The sequence below is a fragment of the Deinococcus carri genome (assembly GCF_039545055.1).
GTDB lineage: Bacteria > Deinococcota > Deinococci > Deinococcales > Deinococcaceae > Deinococcus > Deinococcus carri.
In genome coordinates, this window is record NZ_BAABRP010000004.1 from 209,545 (window position 1) to 221,587 (window position 12,043).

Annotated in this window: 15 protein-coding genes and 1 pseudogene; 11 read left to right on the forward strand and 5 right to left on the reverse strand. The window is 65.1% G+C overall.

Features of this window, described 5'->3' with window-relative positions; translation table 11 throughout:
- The first annotated feature begins 95 nt into the window (after window positions 1-95).
- Window positions 96-416, forward strand: coding sequence for a WYL domain-containing protein (locus ABEA67_RS08330; RefSeq protein ID WP_345463687.1), 321 nt, complete (start codon window positions 96-98; stop codon window positions 414-416).
- A 252-nt stretch (window positions 417-668) separates the two neighbouring features.
- Window positions 669-947, forward strand: coding sequence for a hypothetical protein (locus ABEA67_RS08335; protein WP_345463690.1), 279 nt, complete (start codon window positions 669-671; stop codon window positions 945-947).
- 272 nt (window positions 948-1,219) lie between these two features.
- Here the strand turns inward: ABEA67_RS08335 and ABEA67_RS08340 are convergent, their stop codons facing one another.
- Complete coding sequence (locus ABEA67_RS08340) at window positions 1,220-1,348, reverse strand: hypothetical protein (RefSeq protein ID WP_345463693.1); 129 nt, start codon at window positions 1,346-1,348, stop codon at window positions 1,220-1,222.
- Window positions 1,349-1,433: 85 nt separating this feature from the next.
- Between ABEA67_RS08340 and ABEA67_RS08345 the strand changes: the two genes are divergently transcribed.
- From ABEA67_RS08345 to ABEA67_RS08360, 4 genes are all read left to right on the forward strand, one after another.
- Complete coding sequence (locus tag ABEA67_RS08345; protein WP_345463696.1) at window positions 1,434-3,311, forward strand: AfsR/SARP family transcriptional regulator; 1,878 nt, start codon at window positions 1,434-1,436, stop codon at window positions 3,309-3,311.
- 438 nt (window positions 3,312-3,749) lie between these two features.
- On the forward strand, window positions 3,750-3,941 hold the full coding sequence (locus tag ABEA67_RS08350) for a hypothetical protein (protein WP_345463698.1): 192 nt from the start codon (window positions 3,750-3,752) through the stop codon (window positions 3,939-3,941).
- A gap of 246 nt (window positions 3,942-4,187) precedes the next feature.
- On the forward strand, window positions 4,188-4,505 hold the full coding sequence (locus ABEA67_RS08355) for a ComEA family DNA-binding protein (protein WP_345463704.1): 318 nt from the start codon (window positions 4,188-4,190) through the stop codon (window positions 4,503-4,505).
- A gap of 102 nt (window positions 4,506-4,607) precedes the next feature.
- Window positions 4,608-5,405: a COG4705 family protein gene (locus ABEA67_RS08360; RefSeq protein WP_345463707.1), complete on the forward strand. Its 798-nt coding sequence runs from the start codon at window positions 4,608-4,610 to the stop codon at window positions 5,403-5,405.
- A 319-nt stretch (window positions 5,406-5,724) separates the two neighbouring features.
- On the opposite strand, the gene ABEA67_RS08365 is transcribed toward ABEA67_RS08360, so the two are convergent.
- Window positions 5,725-6,516, reverse strand: coding sequence for an NAD(P)H-binding protein (locus tag ABEA67_RS08365; RefSeq protein ID WP_345463710.1), 792 nt, complete (start codon window positions 6,514-6,516; stop codon window positions 5,725-5,727).
- Window positions 6,517-6,599: 83 nt separating this feature from the next.
- On the opposite strand from ABEA67_RS08365, the gene ABEA67_RS08370 reads away from it, so the two are divergent.
- Window positions 6,600-7,013, forward strand: a complete 414-nt coding sequence (locus tag ABEA67_RS08370) for a winged helix-turn-helix transcriptional regulator (RefSeq protein ID WP_425557164.1) — start codon at window positions 6,600-6,602, stop codon at window positions 7,011-7,013.
- 59 nt (window positions 7,014-7,072) lie between these two features.
- Here ABEA67_RS08370 and ABEA67_RS08375 read toward each other — a convergent pair whose 3' ends face one another.
- Window positions 7,073-8,485, reverse strand: coding sequence for an aminotransferase-like domain-containing protein (locus ABEA67_RS08375; protein WP_345463713.1), 1,413 nt, complete (start codon window positions 8,483-8,485; stop codon window positions 7,073-7,075).
- Window positions 8,486-8,501: 16 nt separating this feature from the next.
- Between ABEA67_RS08375 and ABEA67_RS08380 the strand changes: the two genes are divergently transcribed.
- Both ABEA67_RS08380 and ABEA67_RS08385 read left to right on the forward strand, forming a co-directional pair.
- A complete protein-coding gene (locus ABEA67_RS08380; RefSeq protein ID WP_345463716.1) occupies window positions 8,502-9,401 on the forward strand; it encodes a DMT family transporter in 900 nt (299 codons plus the stop codon).
- Between the two features lie 232 nt (window positions 9,402-9,633).
- The gene (locus tag ABEA67_RS08385) at window positions 9,634-10,215 is read left to right on the forward strand and encodes a cysteine hydrolase family protein (protein ID WP_345463719.1); all 582 of its coding nucleotides are present in this window, start codon (window positions 9,634-9,636) and stop codon (window positions 10,213-10,215) included.
- Here ABEA67_RS08385 and ABEA67_RS08390 read toward each other — a convergent pair.
- The gene (locus ABEA67_RS08390) at window positions 10,196-11,089 is read right to left on the reverse strand and encodes a LysR family transcriptional regulator (RefSeq protein WP_345463722.1); all 894 of its coding nucleotides are present in this window, start codon (window positions 11,087-11,089) and stop codon (window positions 10,196-10,198) included. The genes ABEA67_RS08385 and ABEA67_RS08390 overlap by 20 nt on opposite strands.
- Window positions 11,090-11,165: 76 nt before the next feature.
- On the opposite strand from ABEA67_RS08390, the gene ABEA67_RS08395 reads away from it, so the two are divergent.
- Window positions 11,166-11,561: a VOC family protein gene (locus ABEA67_RS08395; protein WP_345463725.1), complete on the forward strand. Its 396-nt coding sequence runs from the start codon at window positions 11,166-11,168 to the stop codon at window positions 11,559-11,561.
- 51 nt (window positions 11,562-11,612) lie between these two features.
- Here the strand turns inward: ABEA67_RS08395 and ABEA67_RS19435 are convergent, their stop codons facing one another.
- Window positions 11,613-11,942 carry an MmyB family transcriptional regulator gene (locus ABEA67_RS19435; protein ID WP_425557167.1) on the reverse strand — a complete coding sequence of 110 codons (330 nt, stop codon included), beginning with the start codon at window positions 11,940-11,942 and terminating at the stop codon, window positions 11,613-11,615.
- Here ABEA67_RS19435 and ABEA67_RS08400 point away from each other — a divergent pair.
- Window positions 11,875-12,043: pseudogene (locus ABEA67_RS08400) on the forward strand (IS5-like element ISDge6 family transposase); the annotation flags it as partial. The gene ABEA67_RS19435 and the pseudogene ABEA67_RS08400 overlap by 68 nt on opposite strands.

A 12,043-nucleotide genomic window follows, 5' to 3' on the forward strand; every position in this document is an offset into this window, starting at 1 on the left:
AGCGGGGAGCAGCCGGGGGTGACCGCAGGGGATGCCGCCAGCTCAGGCAGGACACGCTCACCGGGTCGGACGGCGTCACCCCGCCGGTGCCCCTGATGGGCGTCTGGGATGACGTCAGTGGCCGCGATGCGGTGACTGTGCGGTTGCGTTTCACGCCGCAGGCAGGGTACCGGGTGCTGAGAAGCACGTACCCGAGCATGGTCGATCCGCTGATCCTGTTGGATGGAAGCGTGGAATTCGAAATTCGCACCCGCGGCGATACCAGGGGTCTGTCGTGTGAAGGGCTGACCTGGATTCTCTCGTGGGGTGAGGAGGTGGAGGTGATGGGTCCTCCCTCCATTCGGGCGTTGTGGTTCTCGGCCTTGTGTACCGACCGGAGAAATGACATCGGGGATGCCTCACTGGAACCGCTATAACTCTACCGCGCACGTAAGCGTGGAATCGGCTCAGGAGGGGGAGGTCCGTGCGCCCGTGACCTTTACCTCAGTTGCAGCAACGCTTCGTGCAGGGCAACATGCTCGTGCTGGGGGCCACGCGCATCTCGTGCCAGGACAGTCGCCTGATGGTGCGCGCTGGCAAACGCACGGCCCTGCTCAAGAGCTTTCCCAACTTCGACGACTCGTATACACCCGAGCAGCGCGCCGCACTGAAGGCGCTAGCCCGCGCTGATGCTGTACGCAAACGGCGTGGAGTTCCTGGGGTTCCAGTTCCTGTTCTCCGGTGGCACAGTCACGGTCGACAATCCTGCGGGCCAGATGGCCATCTCTCAGGGCGGCAAGCCGCGACCGGTGCTGTTCGACGGCAAGCTCACGCCGGTGCCGTTCAAGGCCCAGCGGCCCTACACCCTGCATACGTCCGTGCCTGGCAGCAGGATATGGTCCAATCTGCGGGTAGCTCCCGTGGCGGGCAGCGTCACAGTTTGGGTCAGCAAGACGCCTCAGCCGTAGCCGGGGCACACACTTGGCTGCTCTTGTTCCAGGGGCCTGCGGTGCGAGGCACCGCAAGCAGCGCCATGAGCACCAGAAGCTGGGATGGCGGCTAGGAAGGCACTCCGCTTAGAAGTGAACCACCTTCCTCAGCCTGTATGGGATTTAGCGTTGGCCGAATTCGACGGCACCGCCGATGATGACCGGCAGGGTGGGCCGTTTCGGAAGCTGGACCGGCTGGACCGGAGGCGCAGGCCGCTCTTTGGGACGGGGCAGGTGCGGGCGTGTCATGGTTACTGGCCGAACTCCTTCGCGCCCCCCAGAGGCTGAATCTGGGCACTCGGCTCCTTCACGCTGTTCTGGCCGAACTCCTTCGCGCCCCCCGCCTGTGCCAGCGTGAGCGCGCTCGTCAGTACACCCATCAGTACGAGGCCAAGTTTGCGTCCCGTGTGGCTTTTCATATTGCTACCCTAAAAGCCGAGACGTAAAAAGACTGGGAGGCCTGGTGTGAGCGATATCGAGGGAAAGTTCGAGGCAGGGCAATTTGCAGAGGTCTTCACGCTCCTGACAGGACAAGCCAGGACTGCACGCGAACACACTCTGCTGGGGCTTTCCCTCCTGTATCTGGGCCGACTGGAAGAAGCCGAACTCGCGCTGACCAAAGCCAGCCTGTTGGGCGACCCGGAGGGTCAGGTGGAACTCGGCAACGCCCTCCGGCTCCTGGGGCGCTTCGACGAGGCGGCGGCGCACCTGCAAGCTATTGCCCCTGACCTGACGGGGGAATTACAACTGCGCTGCCTGCGCTGGTGGGGCGTCGCGGAGTTTCAGGCCGGGCACACGCAAGAGGGCCTCAAGCGGGTGGAACGCGCCTGGCATGGGTACGTCGCCCTAGGCAATGAGGAGTGGACGGCCCGCGTCACGGTGTCCCTCGCGCAGATGTACAACCTGCTGGGTAATCCCCGCCGTGCCAAGCTGCTGCTCTCCGAGGCTGTGGCAGTCCTGCCGTCACTCCCTGATCCTGCCCCACGTCTCGCGGCCCTCAAGAACCTGATGGAACTTCAGATCGCGCAGGGTGAATTTGCCGAGGCCCGCGAAACCCTGGCCGATGCCAAGTTCACGCTCTCGCAGGCCGACGCGCCCCGCCTGCGGGCCATGCTGATGACCAGTGAGGCGGAGTTGCTGCGCCTGAGCGGGGACTATTCCGGCTACCTGGTCCTGCTGGAAGACTTGCGCCTGCGCGCCGAGGGGCTGCAAGACCACAACCTGCGGGTGTGGTCTATCTCGCGCCTCGCAGAGCATCAAAGCCTGATCGGCCAGCACAGTCAGGCCCTCTATACCCTGCTCGGTTTCGAGCGCCCCCCTGCCGAGTGGCCCGCCGAACTGTGGGCCACCAGCGGCGTGCTGTCCCGGCGGCGTGGCGACCTGCTGGGGGCCGCCGTGGACTTGGGGAAGGCCGCGCAGATGTTTCGGGATGCCGGGAGCATCCCTGAGTTGGTGCGGGCGCAACTCCACCTGGCGGCCGCAGCCCTGCCCCTCAAGCAGGAGGCCACCGTCGTCAAGGCCCTGAAGGAAGCCCTGACGAACATGCTGCGGCTGCGGCAACTGACCGAGTTCAAACCGGATCTGGAGGAATTGAACGAGTTGCTGCACTACGCGGTGCTGGAGCCGGAGATCGCGCCCTACATGGAGCCGCTGCTGGACAACCTCTCCAACCTGGCCGGGGCACCGAGGCTCCCGGAAGACGGCGTGCTCTCGGTGCAGGTCACGACGCTAGGACGCGCGGCAGTCCGCAAGGACGGCGAGGAGGTGAAGTTCACCTACGCGGGCACTATCCCCCTCCTGACCTACATCGCCCTCAAACCGGGGCGGACGCGAGCAGAGATGCAGCTTGAACTGTTCCCTGAAAAGGACGCCAAGAGTGGGGCGGCGTATATGCGCCAGTGCCTCAAGGAACTACGCGACCGGCTGGGGCCGCATATCGTGCGCTTCGAGGGGCCACATCAAGCGCCCTGGTACGCGCTGGGGCGGGACGTGCATGTGGACCTGGACGTGCTTCACTTCCGCGAGGCCCTGGAACGGGGCGAGACGGCCCGTGCGCTGGCGCTCTACCGTGGTCCCTTCCTTCCCGAACTGGAAGACAGCGAGTGGGCGCAGCAGGTCCGTGACGAAACCTTGCTCTCCCTGACCTTTGAGCTGAGAAACCAAATGACGCGGTATCAGGCCGAGGGAGACTTCCGGCGGGTGGTGCTGCTCGCCAATCAATATCTCCGGGTAGACCCCTATGACCATGAGGTGCTGGAAGCGCGGCTCAAGGCGGCGGAGGTCTTCGCCCTGCCGCACGAGCTGGCGAAATACACCGCCGAGCTGCGCCGCATGTTCAACTGACCCTGCGTCAATTCGAGCAGCACGCCTGCTGCGGACGCTGACGGACGCCTAGCACCTGCCGCCGCTGGGCGAGAGCCGGAACGCCGCCCCGATGAACGGGCTGTTTTTCAGGTGAACGGGCATGACCTGGGCGTACCCCGCGTGAGGGGGATGGGCCGCAGAGCAGGCGGGATGGACGGTTCTGGGAAAGCAGCCCAGAGCATCGTCCAACCCGTCCGGGCCATGTCTACCCCGCTCCGGGATGGGGGCCTTCGCCTTTCTTGCCGCCACCACCGTGGGCTTCCCTGCCCATGAGTCATTGCCGCAAGCCAGCACTTCCCCGTCTCGCCCAACCCCGGATTCGACCCACCTGAAGTCGGTCTCAGTCCCCTGCTAGCACCTGTGCCAGGAATTCGTTCCAGCTGCGCCAGGGTGGCCGTATTTACATTCACTGGGCGCATGCTGGTCGCGCTGCTCATTTGCCCCGTCATGTTCATCCTGGTGCTGGTCGAGGTGGTAGGCATCGTGGGATGGGCCGGGCTGGCGGTACTCTGCGCGAAGGCGGGCGTGAGCAGCAGGGCAACGATCAGGGGCAGGCAGAAGCGGTTGTTCATGGTGTTCCTCCGCCTGAAGGATCGCCGGCCCTCCTAACGCGCACATGAAACGAACAGGGGAAGCGGTGTGGAGGTGCCCCGTCCCCTGGGCCCGTAGGAAGAGGGTCGTGTGGCCCGGAAGACACCGTGTCTGGCTGCGCTGCAAGCGTCCCCATGCACCAACCACCAGTACCGCCACCTCCGCTGGGGCAGGGTTATACCAGCCCTATACGGAAATGGCGGACAGTGCGCCGCAGGGGGTCCGGCCTGCCCAAGCAGGTGCTGCCCACTTCAGGAGGTCGCCATGAACCGTTCCACGAACTTTGTCCTGCTCGCCGCTGTCCTCGCCGCCAGTCTGGCCGGTGCCCAGAGCACCTCCACCGCAAAGGCCCCAGTCAGGACCACGAGCGGCCTGAACCGCTGCCTGCAACTCATGAAAGCCAAGGTGAACCTGAACAAGGCGGACGTGACAGACCTCCAGTGTCTCAAAGGAGTGTCCCCGACCATTGCCAGGGACATCATCGCCAACCGGCCCTTCAAGGACGGCAACGACTTCGCCCGCAAGATCGAGGTGATCGGCCACCGGCTCTGGAATGACAACAAGGCCCACCTCACCTTCTGAAGCCAGAAGGGAGGGCTGAACAAAAAGGGGAGCTGACACGCTCCCTTTTGTTCAGCCCCAGCCGCTGCCGGACCTCCCCACCGCCTCAGAAAGGGTGAACGCATGACTTCCAGACTGACCACCGATTCGGCCCTCCCGACCCGTACACTCTGGAGCAAGGTCCCTGAAGTCACGGCCCTGTTCTGGATCGTCAAGATCTTCTGCACCACCATTGGCGAGACCGCCGCCGACTACCTGAACATGCGGCTGCATATCGGGTTGACAGGCACCACGCTGATCATGAGCGTCCTGCTGATCGCGGCGCTCATCTGGCAATTCTGCACGCGCCGCTACGTCCCCCCCGTGTACTGGCTGGCCGTCATGCTGATCAGCGTGGTGGGAACGCTCATCACCGACAACCTCACCGACAATTTCGGCGTCAGCCTCTGGGTCAGCACCGCCGTGTTCAGCGTAGCCCTGATCGCCACCTTCGTACTGTGGTGCCGCAGCGAGGGGACACTCTCCATCCACAGCATCTTCACGCCAAAGCGCGAGGCGTTCTACTGGCTGGCGGTGCTATTCACCTTCGCGCTGGGGACGGCGGCGGGGGACCTGATGGCCGAGCAGCTCCAACTGGGTTACCTGCCCTCGGCGCTGAGCTTTGGCGGACTGATCGCTCTGGTGGCGCTGGCACACTTCATCTTCCGGGTGAACGGCGTCCTGACCTTCTGGCTGGCCTACATCCTGACCCGCCCCCTGGGGGCCTCCATCGGAGATTACCTCTCCCAGGGGCGGGATGTCGGGGGCCTGGGGCTGGGAACCACGACCACCAGCCTGATCTTCCTGGTGGGGTCGGTCGCCATCGTCGCCTACCTGACCGTGACCCGGCGGGACCAGCTTGCCCTTCGGGAGGCGGCGTAACCGACAAAGAGCGCTGCCATCCTCACTTGACCTGGCTTCCAGCAACAGGAGCCGGGCTTTTTTCTCGCTATACCGGCCCTATACGTCCTGGGGCTACGGTCATGGCAGCGGTGTCCTATGAACAAGTCTGTTCTGCTGGCACTCGCCCTGAACGCCGTACTTCTGAGCGGTCTGTCCCACGCGCAATCCCAGGTGGCCCCGGAAACGCATCCGGTCCGCGATATTCCCGACTCGCAGGCCTTTGTCGACTGCCTTCGAAGATTTGGGACCAAGCCCCTCTTGTCGTCCCGCAGAACCCCGTTGCCCGTGCCAACTCGGCTCAACCGAGGTGTGCCAGAACAGGCCGAGGCGAACGCCCCAGGAGTCGAGCAAGCTCGCTCCCCGTCCCCGCTAAAAATCCTCCCGAAATGCTGGAATAGATCGACATCAACATGGGTGGTTGGAAGGGCAACAGGCCCGCCTGGTCAAGCCTCGCCCGCGTCTCTGCCAGCGAGACCGGGCGGTACTCCGCCCCCCGAGCCTCGGCCACGGCCGCTCCTCCAATCGCCTGCGGACCCACCAGCTCATAGACCTTTCCAGCATGTTCAGCCGGTCTCAGCAGCACTTCCGCAGCCACGTCCGCCAGGTCAGCACGTGCTACGGCGGCCAACTTTCCTTCGCTCAGCGGGGCATGGACCACCCCATCCTCAGCCAGGGTCAAGGAACCCAACAACTCGGCGTACAGCCCGTTGCGCAGAATGGTCCATGCTAACCGGCTGCGCTGCAAGCGCCGTTCGGTCCAGCGGTGCGCCAGGCTGAACGACAGATGGTCACCTGCCCCGGTGAGGCTGGTGTACACCACCTGCTCGACTCCGTCACGCTCCGCGGCGGTGATGACGCGGTCATGCCGGGCGGTCACCACATCGTCCTCCCCATAACCGGCCGAGATCAGCAGCAAGGTGCGGATGCCCGGGAACTGCAGGGTCTCTGGCCGGTCAAAGTCAAGGTGGCGCGTGTGCCCGCCCACCTGTGTGGGGTCATGGGTTCCCGCCACAAAGGGAACGGCAAGTTCCTGGAGACGGGTCGTGACAAGCCGTCCGAGTTGCCCGGAGGCACCGGTAATCATCAGCATTCGTTGTTCCTCCCTGTCGGTTCTTTTCAGTAACCTGGGGGCATGGTAGGTTCCTGCAAATTTCGGCACAAGAAGGCACGCGCGTGTCTCTGAGACACACGGAAGTAACCGGGGCGCTTGAGCCGTGTGGGGATCAGGATCACCCAGATTGCGGTGTCCGGGACGTTCTGGAACGGATCGGCGACAAATGGACGGTGCTGGTCATCGCGGAACTTTCCCCAGGGCCGCGCCGCTTCAAGGCCATCCAGCGGGCCATTCACAGCATCTCGCAGCGCATGCTCACCCTGACCTTGCGCCGCCTGGAAAGGGACGGCCTCGTGAGCCGAACGGTGGTTCCCACCGTGCCGCCCCAGGTGACCTATGCACTCACGGCGAGGGGCCGGAGCCTGACGCAGGTGGTGCAGACGTTGGTGGAGTGGGCTCAGGCCCATCAGCTTCCGATTCGGGAGTCCAGGCACTCCTGGGATGAGGAAGAGCAACGGCGCTTGCCACAATAAAGCGGGCCGCGGTGGCCCCCTCGTCCCAGATGTACTTTGCCGGGACGTCTTTCAACTGCTCACGAGTTCACGCCCTGCACCAATGGTTTTAACCGGCACACAGCTTCTTCTATGACGCCGGAACTGGCTGCCGCATAACTCAGGCGCACGAACGCCTCATCCGATTCCTCCGGAAAGAACCCACTCCCCGCACTGACCTGCACCCCGGCACGCGCCGCTCCCTCCGCGAACGCCAAGTCCCCCAACCCCCCGGGCAACTGCACCCACAGGTTGTACCCGCCTTGCGGGACGAGGAACAGCCGCGCTTCAGGCCAATGTTGGGCCAGCGCCCGCACCATCGTGTCCCGCCGCACCCGCAGCGCGCCTTGCAGGTCCTTGAGGTGACGCGGCCAGCCCCGGGCAGTCAGGACACCCAGGGCCACTTCTTGCATCGGCCCCGCCAGAAAGTAGTCCTCGACGGCACGCGCGTTTCGCAGACGCGTCAAGACCGGGCCGCGCGCGATCAGGGCCGCGATCCGCAGACCGGGGGCCGCCGCCTTGGTCAGCGAGCGCAGATACACGACGCGCCCCTCACCCGCCAAGGCCAGGGGTGGCAGCGGTTCACCTTCCAGGGTGAGGTCACGGGCGTAGTCATCCTCAAGGATGAACGCGCCGGCCCGCTCCGCCGCCGCCAGCACCGCCACACGGCGTTCGGGGGTGAGCACGGCACCTGTCGGATTGGCATACCGCGGTTGCAGATACACGACCTTCGCGCCAGAGGAGCGCAACGCCACGTCCAGCAAGTCAGGCCGAATCCCCTGGGCGTCGGCCGGAACGGGGATAGGCTGCACGCCGACGGCGTGCGCGGCGGCAAGCACGCCGTAATACGTCGGCGACTCCACCAGCAGCGGCGCGCCGGGGGGCAGCAGGGCGCGCAGGACGGTCGAAAGCCCCGCCTGCCCACCCGGGACGATCAGCACGTCTGACGCCCGGTACTCTCCGCCCAGTTCCCGTGCGAGCCAGACCCGCAGCGCTTCAAGCCCCTCAGGGGGCAGACGCGACCACACTCCGGGGCGTTTGGCCGCTTCTTTCAGGGCCTTACCCAGCAGGTCCAGGGGTTGCAGCGTCTCGTCCGGGTACCCGCTGCCCAGGGGCAGGGTGTCGGGGAGCGGGGGCCGGAACAGGTCTTGAACATGCCCCGGCAGGGCGGAGCGCCCGGAGAGGGTGACGGTCTGCCACCCGAGGTCGCGCCCCAGGGGCGCGGGGATGGCCTCCGCCACGAACGTTCCGTGGCCCGGACGGGTGACAATCAGGCCGTCGCGTGCAAGCTGCGCCAGCACCCCACTCACCGTCACAGGGCTGGTCCTGTAACGGCGCGTCAACTCGCGAACCGAGGGCAGTTGTTCACCGGGTTGCAACTCATGCTGGAGAAGTGCTTTCAGGGCGAGCAACAGGCGTTGTCTGCTGGAGGCACTTCCACTCTCGATGGACATACCGTTATCATAAAACGTGAAGAACATTGGTAGCGTTACAACCTCGAGAGCAGAAACACCCAGGGCAGAGACGGTGGGGTGGTGGTGGGCGGCCTTGGGCGTGCTGTGCTTTAGCTTTACCCTCCCGGCGACCCGGCTCGCCGTGCCCGAGTTCGGGGGGTACACCGTCGGCTTCGGACGCGCGGTTGTGGCTGGGCTGCTGGCGCTGGGCCTGCTGCTCGTGCGGCAGGAGCGCTTCCCTGAGCGCCGTCATTGGCGGGGACTCGCACTCGTGGCGCTGGGGGTGGTCTTCGGGTTTCCCGTCCTCACGTCTCTTGCGCTGCGCACCGTGCCGTCCTCGCACGGCGCGGTCGTGGTGGGCCTGCTCCCCGCCGCGACGGCCATCGCCGCCGTGCTGCTGACCCGCGAGCGCCCCCGCCCCGTGTTCTGGCTGGTGTCGGCCCTCGGCGTGGCGGCGGTCGTGGCGTTTGCAGCCACGACTGGTGCCGGGCATCTGGGGACCGGCGACGTATTCATGCTGCTGGCGGTGCTGCTGGCTGCCCTGGGTTATGCGGAGGGCGGACGGCTGGCCCGTGAACTGGACGGGTGGCGCGTGGTGAGCTGGGCGCTGGTGTTCTCCCTGCCTGCGGCGCTGATCACCGTCCTGCTGACCCCCTGGCCGACACAGCTGCCCTCAGGGGTGGCCTGGCTGGCCTTTGGATACGTGTCGGTGGTGAGTATGTTCCTGGGGTTTTTCGCCTGGTACCGGGGGCTGGCGCTGGGCGGGGTGGCGCGGGCCGGACAGGTCCAACTCGTCCAACCGGTCCTGACCGTGGTGTGGTCGGCGCTGTTCCTGGGCGAAGCGCTGGACGGCCGCACCCTGGTGGCGGCTCTGGTGGTGGTGGGTTGTGCAGCCCTGAGCCGACTGACCCGGTAACGGCCACGTTCACCTGGACGAGGCCACTAGCTTGACGACGCGGGGGCTGCCGGGCGCTTCCTGGCTGAGTGGTTCAGCGGGCAGCTCAGCGACCGGCGTGGTCCGGCCTTCACGATGACGCTGGCCCTATCGGGCGGGCCGTTATGCTGCTTGCGCTGTCCACGGCCGGGACCTTTCCCACGCTCGTGCACGTCGTTCAATAGTTCTCCCCCATACCGCGTATCGTCAGGACATGAACCCGCAGACCAGTGCGCTCCTTGTGATCGACGTGCAGGAAGCGTTCAACGAGATCGAACAGGCAGGCGCGCGGCGCAACAACCTGCAAGCCGTGCCTAACATCGTGCGGCTGCTCACCGCCTTCCGTGGGGTGGATGCCCCCATCTTCCATGTGCGGCACGCCTCGACCGAGCCGAATTCACGCTTCCGCCCTGACCGGCCCGGCTATGCCGTGATGCCTCAAGCCCGTGAACTCCCGAACGAGCCCGTGATCGTCAAGGCGGTCAACAGCAGCTTCATCGGCACCGACCTCGAAGCGCGTTTGCACTCCGCCGGTGTAACGACCGTGGTCGTCTGCGGCGCAACCACCAACCACTGCGTGGAGACGACGACGCGTATGGCCGGAAACCTTGGCTTCGAGACGCTGCTGGTCGCTGACGCCACCTGGACCTTCGACCGTACGGGGCCCGACGGCACAACGTTCCCGGCCGCACAGGTTCAGGCCATGACGCTCGCGAACCTCAGCGGGGAGTTCGCCGAGATCGTCCAAACTGACGATGTGCTGGTGCGGTTAGGGGTCACACCCACTCTCCGCTGAAGCTCTGGCGCAACTGCTCCTGGACCACGGCCGGAAGGCTCTGCCGCCACGCCATGCGGAAGGGCAGCGCTGGAGTGGGAGCATGCAGGGGCCGAAACGTGACCCCAGGGTGACCGAGGGCCGCCAGGGAACGGACGATCAGGAACAGGCCTTCGCCCTCGGCAACGAGGCGCATCATGCCCGCAAAGGAGTACATTCGTGCGCCGCTGCTGGTGAGCTGCTGGGGTTGAACTCCGGTTTGATTGAACAGGTGCTGCCAGTGGTCGTAGAGGTCCGGGTTGCTCTCCCGCGAGTTCAGGAGCAGTGGCTGGCCCTCCAGCGCTTGGAAGGGCACCTGGTCCAGTTGCGCCAATGGATGCCCTTCGGGTAGGGCGAGCCAGAACTCCTCCATCCAGAGCCGACGCTGCTGGACGCCATTACAGCGGACTTGTGGTGCCACGAAAAAGCCTACGTCCAGGGTCCCCGTAGTCAATCCCTGCAACTGTTCGAGGGTGGTGCCCTCCAGATGCTGGAGTCTCAATCCCGGCAGCGCCTGAGCCACTCGTTGCAGGCGGTCAGGAATCCCAGTCTGACCAACGTAATCCGCGAAGCCCACGCGCAGGACCTGCGGAGCGCTCTCCCGGCGTAATCTCTGAATCCCCTCGTCGAGCGTACCCAGAACGGTGCGGGCCAAGTCTAGAAGCCGCTCACCCTCGGGAGTCAGGGTGACGCGGCGGCTGGTGCGCTGGAGAAGCGTCACACCCAGCTCGCCTTCCAGCCGCCGAATCTGGTGGCTCAGGGCGGGTTGGGTCATATACAGCCGTGCGGCCGCCCGGGTGAAGTTCAGCTCTTCCGCGAGCACCACGAAAGCCCGCAGGTGGCGAAGTTCCGGCATGATCTATGCATTTTAGACATGGATCGGAGCTGGAAAAGCATGAGACTTCCCGCGCCATGGCCTCCACACTGAGGCCATGGACAACGCAGTACATGAACTCCGACTGGTGATCACCACACAGGACTACGAGCGCAGCAAGGCCTTCTATCAGGCCCTGCTGGGAACCAAAGCCGTCAATGCCTGGGAGTCCCCGGAGGGCCGCGTCATCATTCTGGAAGCGGGGCGGGCCACACTGGAACTCGTGGACGAGCGTCAAGCTGGGCGGATCGACCAGATCGAGGTGGGGCGGCGGGTCTCCGGGGACCTGCGGCTGGCTCTGGGAATGCCCGATAGTAAAACAGGCGCAACTACCGCTCAGCAGGTGGGCGGGGTGCTGACGCATCCGGTCACCCGCACGCCCTGGAATTCGTTGAATGCGCGAGTGCTGAGTCCGGACGGTCTTCAAATCACTCTTTTCGCGGAAAACGAGTAAGTTCGTCCGTCTCCAGAAGGGCCTGCACATCTCCCTGTGCAGGCCCTTCCGTTATCCAGGAACCTGCAAAGATTGGACGAGCCGCCGCAGGGCAGTTTCGGCACTGGATCTGGGGTTGACCGTGTACGTGAGGAGCCGGTCCCCACTCCCGTCGGGGAGCAGAAGGGCTTCAAATTCAAAATCAAATTCACCGACCTGGGGATGCCGGAAGGACTTCGTCCCTGTGATGCAGTTCTCGACCGGATGCCGCTGCCAGAGAGCCGCAAACTCAAGACCCGTTGCGCAGTAGAGGTAGGAGCAGGTAGGTTCAGGGGTGTTACGGCTGGAGAAGCTGAAGTCCCGAGCGCGTTCCTTTGAGCGGCTGGTGGGGCTAACGCCGATGGAGTTTGACCAGCTCCTGAGTGAACTGGAGCCGTTGTGGGAACAAGCCCACCGCCGTTCCCTGCTGCGCGCCGGACGGGTGAGGCGTATCGGGGCGGGCA